At 54.1% G+C, this 20,966-nt stretch carries 13 protein-coding genes and 1 riboswitch; of the genes, 10 read left to right on the forward strand and 3 right to left on the reverse strand.

Translation table 11 applies throughout. The features are described 5' to 3' along the window. The first annotated feature begins 119 nt into the window (after positions 1–119). Positions 120–2,471: a protein kinase gene (locus JW953_13265; protein MBN1993664.1), complete on the forward strand. Its 2,352-nt coding sequence runs from the start codon at positions 120–122 to the stop codon at positions 2,469–2,471. Between the two features lie 21 nt (positions 2,472–2,492). On the opposite strand, the gene hydA is transcribed toward JW953_13265, so the two are convergent. After that, on the reverse strand, positions 2,493–3,854 hold the full coding sequence (gene hydA / locus JW953_13270) for a dihydropyrimidinase (protein MBN1993665.1): 1,362 nt from the start codon (positions 3,852–3,854) through the stop codon (positions 2,493–2,495). A gap of 174 nt (positions 3,855–4,028) precedes the next feature. On the opposite strand from hydA, the gene JW953_13275 reads away from it, so the two are divergent. From JW953_13275 to gcvPB, 5 genes are all read left to right on the forward strand, one after another. Further along, complete coding sequence (locus JW953_13275; GenBank protein MBN1993666.1) at positions 4,029–6,962, forward strand: GAF domain-containing protein; 2,934 nt, start codon at positions 4,029–4,031, stop codon at positions 6,960–6,962. A 71-nt stretch (positions 6,963–7,033) separates the two neighbouring features. Next, positions 7,034–7,168, forward strand: a riboswitch (glycine riboswitch). 223 nt (positions 7,169–7,391) lie between these two features. Continuing rightward, positions 7,392–8,507 (forward strand): glycine cleavage system aminomethyltransferase GcvT, encoded by a 1,116-nt coding sequence (gcvT, locus tag JW953_13280; GenBank protein MBN1993667.1) that lies wholly within the window; start codon positions 7,392–7,394, stop codon positions 8,505–8,507. Between the two features lie 86 nt (positions 8,508–8,593). Beyond that, positions 8,594–8,980, forward strand: a complete 387-nt coding sequence (gene gcvH, locus JW953_13285) for a glycine cleavage system protein GcvH (protein ID MBN1993668.1) — start codon at positions 8,594–8,596, stop codon at positions 8,978–8,980. An 85-nt stretch (positions 8,981–9,065) separates the two neighbouring features. Continuing rightward, positions 9,066–10,403 carry an aminomethyl-transferring glycine dehydrogenase subunit GcvPA gene (gene gcvPA / locus JW953_13290; protein ID MBN1993669.1) on the forward strand — a complete coding sequence of 446 codons (1,338 nt, stop codon included), beginning with the start codon at positions 9,066–9,068 and terminating at the stop codon, positions 10,401–10,403. A 40-nt stretch (positions 10,404–10,443) separates the two neighbouring features. Then, positions 10,444–11,877 (forward strand): aminomethyl-transferring glycine dehydrogenase subunit GcvPB, encoded by a 1,434-nt coding sequence (gene gcvPB / locus JW953_13295; protein MBN1993670.1) that lies wholly within the window; start codon positions 10,444–10,446, stop codon positions 11,875–11,877. 101 nt (positions 11,878–11,978) lie between these two features. Here gcvPB and JW953_13300 read toward each other — a convergent pair whose 3' ends face one another. Further along, a complete protein-coding gene (locus JW953_13300; protein MBN1993671.1) occupies positions 11,979–14,021 on the reverse strand; it encodes a glycosyltransferase family 39 protein in 2,043 nt (680 codons plus the stop codon). 174 nt (positions 14,022–14,195) lie between these two features. Between JW953_13300 and JW953_13305 the strand changes: the two genes are divergently transcribed. The 3 genes from JW953_13305 to JW953_13315 are packed head-to-tail and all read left to right on the forward strand — an operon-like array spanning position 14,196 to position 18,628. Continuing rightward, positions 14,196–14,675, forward strand: coding sequence for a hypothetical protein (locus tag JW953_13305; protein MBN1993672.1), 480 nt, complete (start codon positions 14,196–14,198; stop codon positions 14,673–14,675). 29 nt (positions 14,676–14,704) lie between these two features. Continuing rightward, the gene (locus JW953_13310; protein MBN1993673.1) at positions 14,705–17,410 is read left to right on the forward strand and encodes a UPF0182 family protein; all 2,706 of its coding nucleotides are present in this window, start codon (positions 14,705–14,707) and stop codon (positions 17,408–17,410) included. Positions 17,411–17,443: 33 nt separating this feature from the next. Further along, positions 17,444–18,628, forward strand: coding sequence for a saccharopine dehydrogenase NADP-binding domain-containing protein (locus JW953_13315; GenBank protein MBN1993674.1), 1,185 nt, complete (start codon positions 17,444–17,446; stop codon positions 18,626–18,628). 195 nt (positions 18,629–18,823) lie between these two features. On the opposite strand, the gene JW953_13320 is transcribed toward JW953_13315, so the two are convergent. Beyond that, a complete protein-coding gene (locus JW953_13320; protein MBN1993675.1) occupies positions 18,824–19,891 on the reverse strand; it encodes a WD40 repeat domain-containing protein in 1,068 nt (355 codons plus the stop codon). A 330-nt stretch (positions 19,892–20,221) separates the two neighbouring features. Here JW953_13320 and JW953_13325 point away from each other — a divergent pair, with 330 nt between their 5' ends. Then, complete coding sequence (locus JW953_13325; GenBank protein ID MBN1993676.1) at positions 20,222–20,719, forward strand: hypothetical protein; 498 nt, start codon at positions 20,222–20,224, stop codon at positions 20,717–20,719. The last annotated feature ends 247 nt before the right edge of the window (positions 20,720–20,966 follow it).

The following is a 20,966-nucleotide window of genomic DNA, read 5'->3' on the forward strand; positions in this document are numbered from 1 at the left end:
AACGATCTCGTAGCATAGTCTTTGGTCTCCTTTGGTTCACCTCCGACTATTCTACTCAATCGACACTTTTGCACCAGAAACTAGCTATTGCATTTTTGAAAAAAGTGAGGCGAGGAACAATGGCATTTTATTGTCCAAACTGTGGCGCAGAACTGTCCAAAAAAGTCAAATTTTGTACCCACTGTGGCGCCGACCTGGCCGAAACACCGGATGAGGCGGCGACCGTCGTGAGCAGTCAGGCTCAGGGCGGCGACGAGGTGACGATAGTGGGTGAGGAGGGGCCAACCCAAATTGTTTCTGAGCTTGGCATAGCCGAGGATGAGTTGACCAGGCTGTCGCCTGCCGCCGCTGAAACCGAAGACGACGGCGAGACGGTGGCCATGCCCAATGCCGGATTGGCAGACGATGGACAAACCAGGGCCATGCCTGATCCCCGCGAGATCGAAGGCCGAACCAAAGCTATGCCTCCGGCCGGAGCAGCCGGTGAGGCGGCAAAACTGGGCCACGAAATAACCGCCACCGCTATCGCCGATCTCAAAACCGGTCGGATTCTCCAGGAACGATACCGGCTGGATAAGATTCTGGGCAGGGGTGGTTTTGGCGCGGCCTACCTGGCCGAAGACATCAAATTAAAGCGAGCCTGTGTAGTCAAACAAATGTTGGCCCCGGAAGGCGTGTCGCACAAAGAACTTGAATTGTACCGGGCCAATTTTGAACGGGAAGCCAACCTGTTGGTTCAACTCAACCATCCCGGCCATCCCAATATCCCCGAAATTTACGATTACTTCTCTGTTGCGGGCAGCAACTACCTGGTGATGAAATATATCGAAGGCCAAAGTCTGAAAGACGTTTTGGAAAAAGGCGAGGGTAAAATTCCCTGGCGCGAAGCCGTGCGCTACACCATTGACGTGTGCAGCGCCCTCAACTACATGCACAGCCAGGGCGACGAGCCGGTGATGCACCGCGACATCAAACCGGCCAATATTCTGCTGGGCGATGATGGGCGGGTGTGGCTGGTAGATTTTGGTCTGGCCAAGGCCAAGCCGGTTGAAACCACGGGCGACCTGATGGCCACCCAGGCCGCCGGCAGTATTGGTTACACGCCCCTGGAACAGTGGTTGGGCGAGGCTACCCCCGCTTCCGACGTTTACGCGCTGGGGGCTACGCTGCATCACCTGGTTACGGGGCAGCATCCGGTGAAACCGTTTGGCGGTGAGTTTAACGTGCATAAATTAAAAGAGATGCACGGCCAATTTACCCCGGCCCGCAAAATTGACAAGAGTTTGCCCAAACAATTGGACCAGATCATTCCCCGGGCCACCGCTCCTGATCCTGAACAGCGTTTGACTCCCCAGCAGCTTCAGCATGAACTTGAGGCCTTGATTTCCGGGGTGCAGGCCATGGCCCTCTATACCTTTAAGAGCGGCGAGTCGGCCAAAACGGTCAAAGAGCTGGTTATTTTGTGCGAAAAGAATCGTCAGGAGGCGCAAAGTTATCTCTATAACGGCGATTTTGAACGCTGGTTCTTGCTCATCAACCGGAACGACCTGGCCGCAGCCGCTGCCCAGGCGGTCAAACAGGGCAAAAATCAAAAGGATGGGCTGGAGAAATTTTTGAAATTAGTGATGCCCAACCTTTTCCTGAATCGGCTGGGGCGAGCCAGCGGCCGGCTGATGCGGCTGGCTCTCCTGTTTGCCTTTCTCCTGGTGGCGGTGGTCGCGCTTTTGCTCGTTGGCGGCTCTTATGGCGCGGGTTGGTTTTTACGACAATCCATTAACAGCTATACCTGGACTTTTGACCATTTGAATTTGGAAAGCGAGAACCGCTACACGGAAGCAGAGATCAACCAAGGCGCCAAAGCCATGTTGGGCGCATACTTTGACGACGTTTTTTTGGATATGCGCCCCCCCAACCAAATTGACATCAAGGCCGATTGGGGCAACATCCAGTTTGCCCTCCTGGTAGCGCTGCAACTGGAAGATGGAAAACCCCACTTTTATTTGCAGGGGATCAATGAAATTCCACTGCCCCTGATCGGGGACAATATTGCCCAGGGAGTCAACAGCGGTATTGATGATGTATTCCGCAATGCGCCGGTTGACCTTTCGGAGTTGGCCGTAGCCGAAAAGGAAGTAGTGTTCAGAATCAAACCCAGCGGGCGAGCGCCCCTGCCCACGCCTACACCGACTATCACGCCCACGCCCACGCCTGCGCCCACGCCTACGGTCACGCCCACGCCGATCGGTGTCGCGCTGGTAGCCATTTTCAATGAACTGGATGAAGACGTTATCGTTGAGATTGACGATGAAACGCTGGAAATAGCCGCCCATGAAGCCGAGGTGGTTGAAATGAAACCCGGCACCTACAACTTTGTGGTCACTTATAAAGAGTCGGGTGAAATAGCCGCCGAGGGGTCCAAGACGTGGGGGGTATCTAGCTATAAATGGCGAATCACAAAAGAGAACCAATAGGCGGTAGTGCTTGGCCGGTTGTCAGAACTTTCGCTTCAGAAAGCGCCCGCGCCCCTGACGCCCTACAAATTTTCCCTGCTCCATAATTATCTCGCCCCGGCTGATGGTGGTTACCGGCGCGCCGGTAACTGTGACGCCCTGGTAGGGGGTATACTCAATATTAGAGTGCAGCACATCGGCGCTGTAGGTTACTTTTTGGCGCGGGTCAAACAGCACAATGTCGGCGTCGTAACCGGGGGCCAGGTGGCCTTTACCCACCATCCGGTGCAGGTGGGCGGGAGAGGTGCAACAAACCTCTACCCAACGCTTCAGGCCAATGTGCCCGGCCAGCACGCCAAAAGTGTGGGCCAGGGCCAGCCGGGTTTCGATGCCCGACACGCCTCCGGGAGTCTGCATAAAGTTGGCCTCGCCCTGTTTTTTGAGGGTGGCTGAAAAGGGGCAGTGATCGGTGGAAATAAGGTCAATCACGCCCTGGCCCAGCGCCTGCCACAATTGAGCCGCTTGCGCCGTCCCCCGAATGGGCGGCTGGCAGATAAACCAGGTGCCGGGCATGTTCTCCCGTTCGTAAATATCATCCGGCAGAGTTAAATATTGGGGGCAGGTTTCGCCAAATGCGGCCCAGCCTCGCTCTTTGGCGGAGGCCAATTCTCGCGCCGCCTCACCACAGGAAAGGTGAAAAATCAAAGCCCGCGCTCCGGCCAGGTGGGCAATCGAAAGCACCCGGTTTACGGCTTCGGCCTCGGTTACCGCGGGCCGGCTGTGCGGGTGCCATTTGGCCGCTACTTTGCCGGCCGCGGCCAAACGCTGCCAGACCTCGGTGATCACGGGATAATTTTCGGCATGCACTACGGCCAGTCCGCCTGTTTCGGCTACGGCCAGGAGCGTGCGGTAGAGTTCATCGTCGGCCAGGTAAAGACCGGGGTAGGCTGTGTAGAGTTTGAAGGTGGCGCATCCTGCGGCGTAGGCGGCGGGAACCTGGGCCAGGATCGCCGGGTCGGAGTCGCGCAGGGTCATGTGCAGCCCGTAATCAATCACTACCTGCCCGTCGGCCAACTCGCGGCGCCGGTCAAGCGCTTCCACCAGGTCTTGACCTTTTTTCGGCTCAACAAAATCAACAATACTGGTTACCCCGCCGCAGGCCGCGGCAATGGTCCCCTGTTCAAAATTATCTGCCGTAATCCAATTGGCAATGGGCATTTGCAGGTGGACGTGCCCGTCAATGGCCCCGGGAATAACGTATAACCCCTGCGCGTCAATTTCTTGCCTGCCCTGGAGGTTCTGGCCAATGGCGGCAATTTTTTCACCGGAAACCGCCACATCGCCCCTAAAATCTTCGCCGGCGGTGATAATACGTCCGTTCTTGATGACAAGATTGTAAGTCATAGCGTCTCCTGGCCAATGACCCAGCGGCAAATTTCAAACTTTGTTTCTCCCCCTCATCATAGCACTAAACTTTAAAATTGCGAAGTTGATGAGAGAGACAGGGGGAATAATTACTTATTGCGCAATTTTAGGGGCTTTGTTACAATCAAAAATTGAGGTGTCTGTTCCGTGGACATGCAAAAGGTTCTTAGTCAAGTTATCACCAAAACCAACGAGATTTTTGAAGCCGAGGCCGGGTCGGTGGCCTTGTTGGAGGCGTCGGGGCAAGAAATTGTGATCCGGGCCGCCGTGGGCGAAGGGGCGGATGCGGTGCGTGGATTGAGCCTGCGGGCCAACCAGGGCGTGATTGGCTGGGTGGCTTCTCACCAAAAACCGGCCCTGATCCCGGATGTCACCAAAGACGGCCGTTTTTTTGGCAGCATTGATAAACAAAGCGGTTTTCAGACCAAGTCCATTATGTGTGTGCCCATGCAAGTTGATGGCCACATCATCGGCGTTATCGAGCTGATGAACATGCGCCCGGACTATTTGAGCGATAGCGGCCTGAAAATACTCAGTACCATTGCCGACCACGCCGCCCTGGCCATTGAAAACGCCCGTCTTCTGGAAGAAACCCGCCAACGTTCTGAAGAGCAGGCCCTGCTCTTTGAGGCGATGGCCATTGTCACTTCAGATCTGGCCCTGGATACAGTGCTAGACGCTGTCAGCCGCCAAATTGTTGAGGCGCTTAAGGCCGACTTGTGTATTATTTCGCGGTGGCAACGAGATGAGAATCAACTTTGGACGCGACAAGGTTACGCCGGGCCAGGGTTGAAACGCCCCGAAAAAGTTATCCGTTCGCTGGATGGTTTTGAGTTGGCGCGGTCTGTGTTGGAAGTGCAAGCGCCAATGTTATTGGCCGTGGACGCCGCCGATCTTTCTGCCGAAGGCTTAGCCTGGCTGCAGGAACTTGAGGTGCAGGTGCTGCTGCTCATCCCCCTGATTTACCGCCGCCAGACAATTGGCCTGGTGGAAATTGGTCGCCAGGAGGTAACCGATACCTTCACCAATCACGAATTACGCCTGGCCGAAACAATGACGGCCCAAGCGGCAGTAACTATTGAACACGCCCGTCTTTATGACGAAACCACCCGCCACCTGGCCGAAGCAAAAGTGCTGCAAGAAGTGATGGTGGCGGCGGCCTCTTCCCTTGATTTTGACCAGGTATTAAAAGGCACCATTGCCGCCTTGCATCGCACCCTGGGCGTCGAACGGCTGGGCTTTTTTCTGCCCACCGCAGACGGCGCTTGCATTGCGCCTCACCCGGCTATGGCCGGTTTTGACCTTGGCTCCGAGGTCCACATTCGGATGGATGGCAGCGCAGCCGGGTGGGTTATCCGCCATTGTAAACCGCTTTTGTTGCCTGATGTGCGTAAAGCCAAACACTATTACGAATTAATGACGGATACCCAGTCTGAACTCTGCGTGCCCGTAATCCTGAACGGCCAGGTTGTGGCCGTACTCAATGCCGAGAGTCCTCGCTTGAATGCCTTTGATGAAAACGACCTGCGTCTGTTTGTGGCCATTGCGGCCGAATTGGCCGTAGCCCTGGAAAATGCCCGCCTCTTTGAAGAAATCCGCGCCGCCGAAGCCAATTACCGTGACCTTTTTGATAATGCCAATGATTTGATTTTTACTCTGGACGGTCACTTTAGAATCGGCAGCGTTAATAAAGTGACTCTCAAAACAAGCGGCTATCAGGCCAATGAAATTATCGGCGCGCCCCTGAATAAATTTGTCAAACCTAAACACCTGCCCAAACTTTATAAGCTGCTCAAAGAACGGCTGGGGTCGCCTGAATCGCCGGCCACTTTTGAGTTGCCCATCCTGGGCAAAAACAAACAAGAAGTCCTGCTGGAAGTGACCGTGCGTGTCCAGCGGGAGGGGCGTAGACCCGTTGGCATTCACTGTATTGCCAGAGACATCACCCAGCGCCGAGAATTGGAACAACAACTGCAACAAACCGAAAAGTTATCGGCTACCGGCAAGCTGGTGGCCGGCGTGGCCCACGAACTCAACAATCCGCTCACGTCCATTATCGGTTATGCCACTCTCCTACAAAAGAGCAATCTGCCGGCCATGTATCAAGAGGACCTGGAAATCATCTTTCGCCAGGCCCAGCGCGCCCGCGTGATTGTGCGAGACCTGTTGACCTTTGCCCGCAAAATTGACCTGGAAGCCGTGGCCATTGCGGTCAATGAGATAATCAAAGTTAGCCTTTCTTTGATGAAGCCCCAGTTAGAGAATCATTCCGTTGAGGTGATTACCCATTTAGATGCCAATTTGCCCCTCACTATGGGCGACCCTCATCAACTGGAGCAGGTGTTTGTGAACCTGATTATCAACGCCATCCAGACTCTAGATACGGTGGCAGGCCCTCGCCAACTGATCATTAAGTCTAAGGAACGGGCGGGCATGCTTCATCTGAGTTTTGCCGACAACGGGCCGGGTATCCCGGATGAGATTATTGGCCGGATTTTTGACCCCTTCTTTACCACCAAAGAGGTTGGCCAGGGTACCGGCCTGGGGCTTTCGATTTGTTTTGGCATTATCAGCGAGCACAAAGGGCGCATCCACGCCGAAAACGCGCCCGCAGGAGGCGCTGTTTTCCACATTGAACTGCCCGTTATTGAACCGGCGGCGCAACCGGCCGGCCCGGTTCCGGCCCCGGCTTTGGCCGGAACAACGCCGGACAAACTGCGGATTTTGGTGGTAGACGATGAAGTGCCCATCCTGAATCTGCTCCAGCGGGTCCTGGACCAGGCCGGACATACGGCCGAAACCGCCCCCAACGGCAACATTGCTCTGCAAAAATTGAACGGCCAAACCTACAACCTGATCATCTGCGATATCCTGATGCCCGATATTCCCGGGCCGGAACTCTACCAAAAGGTATCGGCCCAATATCCTCACCTGGCGCATAATTTTATATTTATTACCGGCAACGTGGTGGATATAGACACCCGTGTTTTTCTGGATAAATCCGGCCTGCCGTGGTTGTCAAAACCCTTTTTGCCTTCAGATATTGCCGAGATGGTCAATAAAATTGCGGCCAAAATACCGGCTTAAGCCAGATTGACAAAGCGCGCCCCATGTGCTACACTGCCCCTACTCCAGATAACAACTGAATATCGGCTGGCTAATGTGTAACGAGAGAGCGTCTGTTGATTTCAGAGAGGTAATTTGAAATCAAAACAGGCCGCCGAAGGGGCAAGACCACGAAACAAGCCAAGCTTCTGGCCGAAACTCTCAGGCAAACGGGTCGTTGCACAAACAGCGCCTCTGGAGAGACAGTCTAAATTGTTGACTGCACCGACGGGGCAACCCCCGGTAGACCGACAGAAAGGATGTGACAGAGGTCATGTTCCAATTTGCCGTCTCGCTTATTCTAGCAGAATACAGGGGTCAATCTCTCAGGTTCAGGACAGAGGTTTACGGGCACACGTTTGTAGTGCCCGTTCTCATTTTGAGGTGATTTTGCAGCCAAACGGAGTGAAAATGAGCCAGGAATTAAAGAGAACAAACCTTTACCGGTGGCACGTTGACCACCATGCCCGCATGGTGCCCTTTGCCGGTTGGGAAATGCCGGTGCAATACCCCCCCGGCCCCCTTGCCGAACACCACCTGGTCCGTCGCTCGGCGGGCGTATTTGACATTGACCACATGGGGCAGGTCACCATCACCGGCCCCGACGCTGAAGTTTATCTGAACAGACTTGTTACCTGGGATATTGGCCTGATGCGCCCCAACGAGGCCCACTACGCCCTGCTGTGTTACGACCACGGCGGGATTGTGGACGATGTTTTTATTTACAAATTGCCGGGCCGTTGGTTAATGGTGGTCAATGCCGGCAATCTGAACAAGGATTACCGGTGGCTGCAAGAGCATGCCGGGGGGTATCAGGTTGCGGTCAAAGATGTGTCGGCGGAAACTTATATGCTGGCTCTGCAAGGGCCAAAAGCCATCAGCCTGCTGCAAAAACTCACCCCGGCTCAGTTGGCCGCCGCGCCCCGGTTTACGGCCATTGAGGATAAGGTTGACGGCGTGCCGGCCGTTATTGGCCGCACCGGCTACACCGGCGAAGACGGCGTGGAGATATTCTTTCCGGCTGAACACGCCCGGCAAATATGGACGGCCATTCTTAATACCGGCCGGACCGCCGGTATCGAGGTTGGGCCTATTGGCCTGGCGGCCCGCGATAGCCTTAGATTTGAGCCGGGCTTTGCCCTTTACGGCCACGAAATTGGCCCCGACATCACGCCCCTCGAGGCCAGCCTGGAGTGGGCTTGCCGGTTTCAAAACGATTTCATCGGCCGGGAAGCGCTGCTCAAACAAAAAGAAAACGGCGTGGCTAAAAAGCTGGTCAGTTTTGCATTAACCGACAAAGGCGTGCCGCGCCAGGATTATCCTGTTTTATCGGCAGCGGGCGGTGAGGAAATTGGCGTGGTGGTAACCGGCCTGTATGCGCCTACGGTTGACAAATACTGCGGCAATGCCTTTGTCCGTTCCAACTATGCCGGAATAGGGACCGACCTTCAAATTTTGATTCGCCACAAGCCTAAAGCGGCAGTGGTGATTAAACGGCCTTTGTACGTGCCTGCCTATCGCAAGTAAAAAAGAAAGCCCGCAAAATTGAGGGGCGGTATGACGATATTGTAATAATGGCTCTATTTATTTAGAAACAGAAAGGAAAATTCCTCATGAAACTCGATGCAAAAGCAAAATACCAGGATACTCACGAATGGGCGCGCCGGGAAGGCGACCTGATTGTGGTGGGCATCACCGATTTTGCCCAGGAAAGTTTGAGTGACGTAGTTTTTGTGGAATTGCCGGAAGTGGGAGCGGTGCTGGAAAAAGGTGAAATTTTTGGCGTAGTAGAGTCCGTTAAAGCCGCCAGCGATCTGTATATCCCCATGAGCGGCGAAATCGTAGAAACCAATGTGACGCTGGAGGACGAGCCGGAGTTGGTTAACAGCGATCCCTTTGGCGAAGGCTGGATGATAAAATTACAACCATCAGACCCCAAACAATGGGACGATTTGCTCTCCGGCGATGAATACGAACAGGTGGCCCAGGCCGAGGAGTAGGGGCCGGCCAAAAAACGAATCGGCGAATCCATAAATGGGTGATTGGCCAAACCAACTCGCCGGCTCAAACACGAAAGGATTGCCCATGACCTACGTAGCCAACACCACCGCCGACCAACAGGCCATGTTGGAAGCGATTGGGGTCGAGGCGGTGGAAACGTTGTTTAACGTTGTGCCGGAAGCGGCGCGTTTTCCCCGGCTGAACCTGCCGCGCCCGCTCTCGGAAATGGAGGCGCTGGCCGAATTGGCCCGGATGGCCGAGGCCAATGTTGACGCCCACCATTACCTCTGGTTTTTGGGGGCCGGGGCCTATAATCATTTTGTGCCCAGCGTTGTGCCGCAGCTCCAAATGCGCAGCGAATTTTACACCGCTTATACCCCCTACCAGCCGGAGGCCAGCCAGGGCACGCTGCAAGCCATTTTTGAATACCAGAGCATGCTGGCCGAATTGACCGGCATGGCCGTGGTTAACGCTTCCCATTACGATGGGGCCACCGCGCTGGCCGAGGCGGCCATTATGAGCGTTAACGCGGCCAGGGGAAATCGCCCCAAAATATTGGTGTCGCCCAATGTTCATCCCCAGTACCGGGAAGTTATGCGCACTTACTTGCAGGGCACGCCCTTCACCGTTACCGGCGATGAGAACCCCGCTCACGATTTAGACGCCTTAAAAGAAATGTTAGATGAGAAGACCGCTTGCCTCATTGTGCAATCTCCCAACTTTTTTGGAGAATTGGAAGCCGTTGACCGTCTGGCCGAGGCCGTGCATGCCGCCGGCGCGCTGTTTATCATGCACATTGATCCCATCAGCCTGGGCCTTTTCAAGCCCCCCAGTCACTACGGCGCCGACATTGTGACCGGCGAGGGGCAAAGTTTGGGCAACAACCTGAACTTTGGCGGCCCCTACCTGGGCATCTTTGCCACCACTCAAAAATTGATCCGCAAAATGCCGGGCCGGGTGGTGGGCCAAACCACCGACACAAACGGCCGGCGCGGTTATGTGCTCACCCTGTCTACCCGCGAGCAGCACATTCGCCGGGAAAAGGCCACCAGCAATATCTGCACCAATCAAGGTTTAGTGGCCCTGGGCGCGGCCATTTATCTGGCCGCTATGGGCAAGCAGGGACTACGCCGGGTGGCCGAATTGTGCTACCACAAAGCCCACTATACCGCCGCCGAAATTGACAAATTGAACGGCTACGCCGTTATCAACCAGCGTCCCTTTTTTAAAGAGTTTGTGGTGCGCTGCCCCAAACCGGCCCTGAAAATTGCCCAACAACTCAACCAACAAAAAATTCTGCCCGGCTATGTTTTGAGCCGCAGATTCCCGGACCGGCCTCACGACCTGTTGGTTTGCGTTACCGAAATGAACAGCAAAGCTCAAATTGATCGCCTGGTAACGGCCTTAAGCGAGGCGGCCTGATGACCGCCAGTCTCTTGTCTACTAAAAAGGAGGTAACCTGATGTGGCAAGCGCCTGAACCTTTGCTCTTTGAAATGAGTTCGCCGGGCCGGACCGCTTTTTCCTTACCAGAGTTGGACGTGCCCGAAACCCCTTTGCCCCCGGCATTGATCCGGGATGAAGTCAACCTGCCCGAGATCAGCGAGTTGGAGTTAGTGCGCCATTACCTCCGGCTTTCCCAAAAGAATTTCAGCATTGATTCTCATTTTTATCCGCTTGGCTCGTGCACCATGAAATACAACCCCAAGGTGAATGAAGCCGCCGCGGCGATGGCGGGTTTTGCCCGCACCCATCCCTTTCAGCCGGAAACGATGGTGCAAGGCAATTTGGAGTTGATGTACCGGCTGCAAGAGGCGCTCAAAGAAATTTCCGGCTTTGCCGGGATCAGTTTGCAGCCGGCGGCCGGGGCGCATGGCGAGTTTGCCGGGGTGCTGATGATGCGGGCCTACCATCTGGCTCGCGGCGATACCGGGCGCACCAAAATGCTCATCCCCGACAGCGCGCACGGCACCAACCCGGCCTCGGTAGCCATGAGCGGGTTTCAGGCGGTGGAGATTCCTTCTGATGAGCGCGGCAATGTTGACCTTGAGGCGCTCAAGGCAGTGTGCGATCACACCGTGGTTGGCCTGATGCTGACCAATCCCAACACCCTGGGCCTGTTTGAGGAACAAATCAGCGAGGTTATTGACACCATTCACGCCTGCGGCGGCCTGGTTTATGGCGATGGGGCCAACCTGAACGCCCTGATGGGCGTGGCCCGGCCCGGCGGCCTGGGCTTTGACGTGATGCACTTTAATTTGCACAAAACTTTCACCACCCCGCACGGCGGCGGCGGGCCTGGCTCCGGCCCGGTTGGCGTCAACCAAAAACTGCTTGCTTTCCTGCCCGGCCCCATTGTTGGCCGGGAGGGGGAGGCTTATCAATTTGTGATGCCCCCCAAATCCATTGGCCGCTTGAAAGCCTTCCACGGCAACTTTGGCATGCTCATCCGCGCCTTAACCTACATTATGATGATGGGCGAGGCCGGCTTGCGGGAGGTCACTTTTAACGCTGTGCTCAATGCCAACTACCTCAAGGCCAGGCTGGAAAAACTTTATCCCGTTAAATACAACCGCCCCTGCATGCACGAATTTGTGGCCGCCGGCAACATTGCCGAGGGGGTGCATACCATGGACATTGCCAAACGCCTGATTGACTATGGCTTCCACCCGCCCACGGTTTATTTTCCGCTCATTGTGCACGAGGCTTTGATGATTGAGCCAACCGAAACCGAAAGCAAAGAAACTCTGGATGCCTTTGTTGACGCTTTGGTCAAGATTGCGGAGGAGGCCAGGGAAAACCCCGACCTGCTGCACACCGCCCCCCACCATACCCCGGTCACCCGGCTGGACGAGGTTAACGCCGCCCGCAAGCCGGTGCTATGCTACCGGGGGTAGCCGCTACCGGGGGTAGCCGCTACCGGGGGTAGCCGCTACCGGGGGTAGCCGCCACCGGGGGTAGTAGCCGTATGTCCCCCATGTTATTTTGGCAAAGGATTTTAGGGCGACTGCACTTTGATGCCCGTTAGCCGCACGTGGTCGCTTTTGAAGGCGCCGGTTTCATCCAGAATTTGCAGGCGCAAACCTGTTTCGGTTTCGTAGAAGCCGAGCAGGAGGTTGTATTGGCCGGGCGGAATATCGGGGGGAATGAGCACGGAGTGCAGGTCAATCACTACTTCGCCGGGTTGCCAGTAGAGGGTGCCGTAAAAACCATCCTGGGGTTTGTTGTCTTTTTGAGCCACAATACGGTTATTCGGGTCAAGCAATTGCACAAACACGGTAAAATCAACCGCTATGGGCGCGGCGGCCTGCCAGAAAAGGGTCAGGTTCATGGGGCTGCCGGGCGAGAGAGGTTGTTTGAGGTGATAGCCGGTCAAGATGATTTGCCGGTTGAAGTCCACCTCAAGCGGCTGAATGGCTGTGGCCGGAATTGAGTCGGGCTGCACCTTGACCCCCTGGGGACGGCTAAAAAGGAGTAACGGTTCGTCCAGGGTTTTGAACTTAAAGTAGCGCCGGGGCGCGTAGTTGGTTTGAAACCATTCTGTGCGCTGCACTTCCGGCAGCCAGGAGTGGCCGATCAAAACCATGTCGGGCCGGTAATGGCGAATGGCGTAGCCAAAATCGCCCCGGGCAATTTGAGGGCCGACATCGGGTTGGGCCAAGCCTACAATGTCAATAACATGTTTTTTTGACCAGTAGCCCAGGTGGCCAATATCAATGGTGGCCAAGTTGGCCGCGTCATTGGTATTGGCCGCAATCCAACGGGCGGTGTCGGGATAAACTTGGGCTTTCCAGTCGGGGCTTTGCTGCACAATGGCGGCAGTGACCGGGTAGAGGCCGGTCAAGAGCAGGGTCACCAGGCCGGCGGCAAGCACATACTGCAAAAAAATATGGCCGGTTGTTGCCCCCCCGCGTTTGGCGGAAAGCCCCCCCTCAATCCCCCCCAACGGGGGGGAAGTTGGCCGGTTCCCCCGGTGGGGGGAGTTAGAGGGGGGCCACCCACTCATAACGGAAATTACTGATTTAAGCCCAAGGTTGGTCAGGCCTTGAGCCGTAAACTGAATTCCCCGGGCTGTCAGCAGGGCCACCCCCGGCATCAACGGCGCGTAATACCAGGCGGTGGTAGGCACCGCCAGGGCGGTGAAACCAATTACGTACAAAACGTCGCGGCCAATCATGATCAGCCAGGGCCGTTCCGCCCGGACAACGGGAACCAGGCCAATGATCATCAGCAGGGGCGCGAGATAAAAAACATCGTGGCTCTGCACCCGGATCCAGGTATCCCAGTAGGCCAAGAGGCCGTCCAAAAAACGCACCCCCAGCCAGTTGAGTTCGCCCTGGGCCACTTTGGCTCCCAGAGTGGCCGGAAAAGGCGAGCCGTAGTAAAAGACGGCAAACAGATACCAGGCAGCGGGGATGGTGACGGCGGGTAAGATCAGCCGCCAGCGCAGCCGGCGATGCGCCAGCAAATCGTAGGTGAGCAGAACGGCGCCCAGCAGCACGCCGTCGCCCCGCACCAGGGCAGTTGCGCCCACAAACATCCCGGCCAAACGCTGGCGCGCCGCCGTATAAGCCACCATCGAGGCCAGGATAAGGGTGACGTAGAGGTAGCTCTCCATGCTAAAGGCCATGACCAGCAGCGGAGAAAAGGCGAGCAGGACGGCCCCGGCAAGGCCCGTAATCCGGCCCGATAGTCGCCGCCCCAAAACATAAGCCAGGATGGGGATTAGCGCAGCCAGGCTGATGTTCAAAACCAATGCAGCGGTAGGCGCGTCGCCAAATACCCACGTGCCAACCGCCAACACCAGCGCATAGAGGGGAGTGGTGGTCACTTGCACCCGCTCCCCTACGTTGTAAACAAAACCGCGCCCGTAAGCCAGGTTTTCGGCCACGCGGTAGGTGATCAAGGCGTCGTCCAAAATAATAATCCTGGCCCACCAGCCGGTAGCCAGCCCCAGCAATCCCAGGGCCAGGATAAGGGCCATCTCTCCGGGTTGAGCTTTGAGCCAGTTTTTGGTGTGGGTCAATAACTTGAAAGGCATAAAAAATTCGGAAGAGTTGATAAATTTCGACGGGGGATTATACCCCAATTAGATGGCTTGACCAAAATTTTGGGACGCACCCGAAGTGGTCAGACTGGTTGAGAAGTGGTATACTAACCTTAACCTGATAATTGTAATTCGTATAGCAAACAAGGAGAAATTGGGAGCGCCGATATGTCAACTTCATCTCAAAATGCTGATGCCAGAAGTTACAACACCAAAAGTATCCGTGAATTATTGAATGTTTCTTTTACCGCCGAGGAGTTACGTTATCTGTGTTACGACGAGTTTAGGGCGGTCTACATGAAACTATCGGAGGGGATGAGTAAAGAAACGGTGATCCACCACCTGATAGAATATTGTGATATTCAGGGTCAAATGGAAAAATTATTGGCCCTGGTGCAAAACAAAGCGCCGGGCAAATATGCCGAATTTGCCGACAGGTTGGAGCAGGCCGTCCCGGCCAAATCTGGCCAGGCAGAGGCTACTACCGTTAAACGGTTACAAGAATTGATTGCGGTAGAAACTCGCCGGCTGCATGCCCTGCAACTCCGGGCGGCCCGGATGGGCATTTCCACACCGCCGGAAGTGACCCTAGAAATTGAAGACCTGGAGGCTAAAATAGCCCAATTACAGCAGCAGTTAAAAACTTAAGTTTGGAGTAGAAAGGTATGAGTACAAGTATGCGCGTAAGAATCTGGATTGTATTGATCCTCCTGGCCGTTGTTTACCTGGCTATGCGTTTTGGAGTGGGCCTTTATACCGATTTTTTGTGGTTCCAACATTTAAATTTACAGTCGGTTTTTCTCACCGGTTTGTGGGCTAAAGTGGGGGTTGGGTTGGCCGTCGCCGTTCCCTTTGCCCTGGTTTTTTTGGTCAACACCCTGATCGCGCGCTGGCAATCGGTGCGCAATGTGCTGTTTTTTAGTGAGGAAACCGCGGTGGCCCAAAAACTTGTTTTGTGGGCTATTTGGGGCGCTACCCTATTTTTAACCTGGCTGGTGGGCAGCGCCGCCTCCGGCAACTGGCTGCTGTTTTTGCGTTTTTTGCGGCAGCAGCCTTTTGGCTTAACCGATCCCATTTTGAACATGGATGTTGGTTTTTACCTGTTCAGCCTGCCGTTTTACCATTTTGTGCAAACCTGGCTTATTGTGGTTCTTTTTCTATCGCTTATTGGGGCGGCGGCTATTTACGTGCTGGCCCAACAAAACAACCTGTCCGAAGGCCGGATTGTTGTATTGCCCCACGTGCAGCTTCACCTTTCAATTTTAGGGGCCTTTATTTTTCTTACTTTTGCCCTGGGCCACTGGCTGGATATTTTTGACCTGATGTACTCGGCGCGGGGGGTGGCCTTTGGGCCCAGTTACACCGACATCAATGTGACAATGCCGGCCCTGTGGGTAATGGTGGCCGTGGCGGTGACCGCCAGCCTGCTTTTACTGCTCAATACGCTGCTGCGCCGCGTTGCTTTGAGTTTGCTGGCGATCTTTTTGTGGATTGTTGCGGGTATTATTGCCACCGGTTTTGTTCCGGGCATTGTCCAGCGTTACGTGGTGGAGCCAAATGAGCTGGCCCGCGAAACGCCCTATATTGAAAACAACATCGCTTTTACCAGCCTGGCTTATGGCCTGGATAAAGTGCGGGAGCAGGATTTCCCTACCGTAGAGCCGCTGACCCAGGCCGCTTTGACCGAGAACGAAGCCACGCTGCGCAATATCCGCCTGTGGGATTACCGGCCTTTGTTGCAAACTTACCAGCAAATTCAGGCTATCCGGTTATACTATAGCTTTTTAGATATAGACCTGGACCGCTACGTGATCAATGGCGAATTGCGGCAGGTGGCCCTGGCCGCGCGGGAGTTGGATAAAAACCAACTGCAATCGCCCACCTGGGTTACCCAAAAATTGCAGTTCACCCACGGCTATGGCGTGGTCATGAATCCCATTGATCAGGTTACGGGTGAGGGTTTGCCGCAGTTGTGGATCAAAGACCTGCCGCCGGTATCCAGCGTTGATATAACCGTTGACCGCCCCGAAATTTATTACGGCGAGGCTCCCGACGATTACGTTTTTGTTAAAACCACCGAGCGCGAGTTCAACTACCCCAGCGGCGAACAGAACGTTTACGCCAATTATCAAGGCGCGGGCGGGGTGGTGATGGACAGTTCGCTCAAACGCTTGCTTTTTGCCCTACGCCTGGCCGATACCAATATGCTGCTCAGCCAGGAATTTACCCCTGAGAGCCGGGTGTTATTGTATCGCAACATTCGGGATCGGGTGGAGCGGATTGCGCCTTTTCTGGAATATGATCATGATCCCTACCTGGTAATTGGGCCAGATGGAAACCTGTATTGGATTCAAGATGCTTATACTGTTTCCGACCGTTTTCCTTACTCAGAGCCTTTTAATCAAATTAATTACATTCGTAACTCGGTGAAGGTAGTGATTGACGCTTACGATGGCTCGCTCACGTTTTATGTGGTTGACGAGGCCGACCCGCTGGTGAAAACCTACGCCGTCATCTTCCCCCAACTCTTCACCTCTATGCAGGAAATGCCGGAGTGGGTGAGGGCGCATTTGCGCTACCCGGAAGACCTGTTCAACATCCAGGCCGGGATGTACCGTATTTATCACATGGAAGACGTAAATGTTTTTTACAATAAAGAAGACGTGTGGCAGGTGCCCCTGGAAATCTTTGCCGGTAACACCCAGCCCGTGGAACCTTATTACGTGATCATCCGTTCCCCCGGCCACGACAACAGCGAATTTGTGTTGATGCAGCCCTTTACGCCCAATAACAAAGACAATCTTATTGCCTGGATGGCCGCCCGCAGTGATGGCGAGCATTACGGCGAATTGGTGATTTATCGTTTTCCCAAGCAGGAGTTGATTTTTGGCCCGCTGCAAATTGAAGGCCGCATTGACCAGAATCCCGAAATTTCCGCCCAAATTACCCTGTGGGACCAGGGCGGCTCTGAGGTTATCCGGGGGAATCTGTTGGTGCTGCCGGTGGGCAATTCGTTATTGTACGTGGAGCCGCTGTATCTCCGCGCCGAACAGGGCCAGATTCCCGAGCTGAAGCGCGTTATCCTGGCCTCCGGCGACCAGATTGTGATGCGCGAAACCCTGGCCGAGTCTCTGCTGGCTCTGTTTGAGGCCGAACCGGCCGCAGTTGTTAAAGTTGAAACCCCCACCACGGTTGAAGAGTCGCCGGTTGAATCTGCCCCCCCTCTCAGCGACGACGTAGCTGAATTGGCCCGCACTGCTTCCGCTCATTATGAGGCTGCTGAAGCAGCCCTGCGCAACAGCGATTGGGCCACTTATGGCCGGGAGTTGGAAAATTTAAAAGCCGCCCTGGATAGATTGGTTGAATTGACCGGCGGCGAGTGAACTAAAATTCATACAATCAAGGAGAAATATGGGATGAGTTTTACTTATGCAGTTCTAGGCGGCGGGCGGCAAGGCACCGCCGCCGCTTATGATATGGCCCGGTTTGGCGACGCCGGCCGGGTGCTTATTGCCGATCAGAGTTTGGATGCCGCCAGGCAGGCGGCCGGGCGGGTTAACCAATTAATTGGCCGGGAAATTGCAGAAGCGCATCAATTGGATGTCGCCAATCGGGCCGAGCTGCGGAATTTTCTGGAGAAGGTTGACTCTTTTCTTTCCGCTGTCCCTTATTGGCTCAATCCGGCCATCACCGAAGCGGCCATTGAGGCCAAAGCCTGCATGACCGACCTGGGCGGCAATACCGACCTGGTGCGAGAACAACTGAAACTCAGCCCCCAGGCCCGGGCCGCCGGCATTGCCGTTATCCCTGATTGCGGCCAGGTGCCGGGGATGGGCACCAGCCTGATGGTGTACGCTATGTCTCTGCTCGATGAGGCCGAAGAAGTAAAAATGTGGGATGGCGGCAACCCCCTCCACCCCCAACCTCCCTTTAATTATATCCTCACCTTTAATATTGCCGGTTTGACCAACGAATATTATGGGGTGGCCCATTTTATCCGCAACGGTAAAATTGAGCAGGTGCCCACTTTTTTGGATGAAGATTATGAATTGGTTGAATTTCCCGCGCCCATTGGCCAGATGGAAGCCTTTGTGGCCGGGGGCGGCACCTCAACCATGCCCTGGACGTTTGAGGGTAAATTAAAAACGCTTTGGAACAAGACCCTGCGCTGGCCGGGCCATTTTAAGGAATGGCAGGCTTATATGCGGGCCGGTTTGTTGGAAACGGAGCCAATAGAGGTTAAGGGGGGGCAAGTTTCGCCGCGGGATGTATTTCATGCCTTGATGGACCCCAAAATTCGGGCCAGGCCGGGGGAACCCGACCTGGTCATTATCCGTATTCAGGCCATTGGTTGGAAAGATGGTCAAAAGGCCCAGGTTCAGCTTGACCTGGTTGACACCTTTGATGAAGAGACCGGTTTCACGGCCATGGAACGCACCACCGGCTGGGATGGGTCACTCAAAGCCATCTTGAATGTTCAGGGCGTAACACCGCGGGGGGTCAATCCCGTGGAAGTGGCCGTGCCAGGGCCAATGTATGTAGCAGAACTTCGGAAGCGAGGTTTTAATTTGACTGAGTCCCTGACCATTTTGCGAGAATAGAATAAAGCGGGTGGTGATTCCGCCTTATCGCCGGCCGGGGCTACGGGTACGGAAACAATATCCGGAGTCTCATAAAAACCGTAGAGGATGCCATCTTCACCGATAACGGGCGGGTCGCCAATGTGAACATAGGTAAAGTAACACATCAGGAGTGACAAAGTGCACGGATGTTGTCTTATGGCAGACGTCTTTGAGTTACCAGGGAGATACCCCCCACAGGCGGATGGTGCCATCTTCGCCACATGAAGCCACCAATTTGCCGTCAGGCGAAAAGGACACTCCTTCCACTTTGTCCTCATGCCCCTTCAATCTGTTCAACTCTTGCCCGCTGTCAACGTCCCATAGTTTCAAGGTTTGGTCCCAACTGCCACTGACTAGCAGTTTGCCGTCGGGTGAAAAGTCTATGCCGACCACCCCATCCGTATGCGCTCTCCATTTTCTTAACTCTTTCCCGGTGGTGGTGTCTACGAATTGTACGGTTTTGTCATCGTTGCCTGCGGCCAACAGTTTGCTATCAGGCGAGAAGGCCACGCTCATCATATACTTTGGCGGCCCTGTTACACTAAACAGTTCTTTGCCGCTGGTTACGTCCCATCCCTTTGTGGTCCAGTCATCGCTGGCCGAAGCCACCAGCTTGCCGTTGGGTGAAAAGGCCACACTCTCCACGTAATTTTCATGCCCGCTCAATGTAATTAGCTCTTCGCCGCTGTCAACATCCCATATCTTTACGGTGTTGTCCCAACTACCCGAAACCAATTGCTGGCCATCAGGCGAGAAAGCCACGCTGTTTACATACTTGGTATGTTCTTTGAATTCGCGTAGTTCTTCACCGGTGTCAACGCTCCACAGCTTGGCGGTATTGTCCCAATTACCCGAAGCCAGCAACTTACCGTCGGGTGAGAAAGTCACGCTCGCTACCCGGGACTCGCTGGGGAAAAAGTCTACCTGGGTCAGTTTCTCGGTTTCATATAGATATATCCCTTTGGGAGAGGCTGCTGCCAATAGCTTGCCGTCGGGTGACCAGGCTAATTCCCGGGCATTTTCTATGTCTTCAGCGCGCGCTATTTCAACCACCTTCTCCGCATTATCTAGAGAGATAGGAACTGGTGGTACAGGCACGGGGGTACCGGCCAGAACAGCCTGGGAATCGGGAAGTCCCCACCCGAATAACAACATCCCCATAAAGAACACTAAAAACAACACCGCAGCCACCACAATAGCGATTATAACAAGTCGATAAATAGGTTTACTTTCATCAGTCATGGTTTTCTCCTATGACAGAACCGGATGGCTCTTGTTTTGATTTGAGGCGGAATACTGCACTTCATTATTACATTTCTTACTTTAGTCATTATATTTTCTATGGCTTAAGCAAGCAAAAAGTTAATTTGATTCTGAAACAGAATAATACTCGTCTGTTTAGACATAGAAAACGTCCATTTTTGACTTGGATAAAAATTAAGTTTATACTGGCATAAAACTAAGGTTTTAGAAGAGTTAGGATTAAAACTTTCCAGAGATAATGATCTCTCGGTGTATTGTTGTGGCAAAATCCTGAAAAAACATTTAAAAAGGTATAAAGGAGGCAGATAAATGAAACGATACACTTTATTCATTTTGTTTATTCTAATTGCATTGTGGTTGACGGCATGTGGTGGTCCGGAGACGCCCACTGCGCAACCTACCTGTGCTCCAACTGTCAAACAAGATAGTGTTGTCCAAGAAGCTAGGGAAGGCGGCGCTGTTGTTATTGTTGAGCGTACGAATGTGGGAAATTGTATTAAGGAAGTATGGGTTGTTTATTCCGATGGGCGTATGGTGGCCGAAAATGGCAGCTCAACGATTGAAGATACGGCGACACCCGAAGATGTTTCAACCTTGCTGACCGAAATCGAAGAGCTGGGTTTCTTTGATTTGGACAGCACCAAACATACTGCCTGTCGAGATTGCTTTAGTTATGAAATTACGGTTGATAGCGGCGGGCAAAGTAGAACTGTTTCGGCGGTAGACGGCGGTACAGATGTACCGGGAGCATATTGGAAGGCTTTTGCCAGGATTACCAAACTGGCGCCCAAATTCCCGAACAAGTAAGAAAAAAGAGGTTGTCCACGGTGTTGTACCCTTAGGAGTTATCCAAAACCAGCGCCTCGGCCTGGCAAGCCCTTCGCGTGGTTCCCGCTTTGTCCGTAAAATAAGGTTATCTACAGATACCCGCATAAATGAGTTCAAAAGGGTTGAATAACGTACAACATTAGCTTGACATTGTCACATTGCACAACTGTTCTGCTTAATAGTTGTCATAATTAACAAAGTAGAGTAACTTTTTCTATCTTTCCAA

The sequence above is a fragment of the Anaerolineae bacterium genome (assembly GCA_016931895.1).
GTDB lineage: Bacteria > Chloroflexota > Anaerolineae > 4572-78 > J111 > JAFGNV01.

Bases quoted from the DNA above. Each gene is read 5' to 3' on its own strand.
- JW953_13265 (MBN1993664.1), top strand. From the start codon at position 120: ATGGCATTTTATTGTCCAAACTGTGGCGCAGAACTGTCCAAAAAAGTC.
- JW953_13275 (MBN1993666.1), top strand. From the start codon at position 4,029: ATGCAAAAGGTTCTTAGTCAAGTTATCACCAAAACCAACGAGATTTTT.
- JW953_13305 (MBN1993672.1), top strand. From the start codon at position 14,196: ATGTCAACTTCATCTCAAAATGCTGATGCCAGAAGTTACAACACCAAA.
- JW953_13320 (MBN1993675.1), bottom strand. From the start codon at position 19,891: ATGACTGATGAAAGTAAACCTATTTATCGACTTGTTATAATCGCTATT.
- JW953_13315 (MBN1993674.1), top strand. From the start codon at position 17,444: ATGAGTTTTACTTATGCAGTTCTAGGCGGCGGGCGGCAAGGCACCGCC.
- hydA (MBN1993665.1), bottom strand. From the start codon at position 3,854: ATGACTTACAATCTTGTCATCAAGAACGGACGTATTATCACCGCCGGC.
- JW953_13310 (MBN1993673.1), top strand. From the start codon at position 14,705: ATGCGCGTAAGAATCTGGATTGTATTGATCCTCCTGGCCGTTGTTTAC.
- JW953_13325 (MBN1993676.1), top strand. From the start codon at position 20,222: ATGAAACGATACACTTTATTCATTTTGTTTATTCTAATTGCATTGTGG.
- gcvPB (MBN1993670.1), top strand. From the start codon at position 10,444: ATGTGGCAAGCGCCTGAACCTTTGCTCTTTGAAATGAGTTCGCCGGGC.
- gcvT (MBN1993667.1), top strand. From the start codon at position 7,392: ATGAGCCAGGAATTAAAGAGAACAAACCTTTACCGGTGGCACGTTGAC.
- JW953_13300 (MBN1993671.1), bottom strand. From the start codon at position 14,021: ATGCCTTTCAAGTTATTGACCCACACCAAAAACTGGCTCAAAGCTCAA.
- gcvPA (MBN1993669.1), top strand. From the start codon at position 9,066: ATGACCTACGTAGCCAACACCACCGCCGACCAACAGGCCATGTTGGAA.
- gcvH (MBN1993668.1), top strand. From the start codon at position 8,594: ATGAAACTCGATGCAAAAGCAAAATACCAGGATACTCACGAATGGGCG.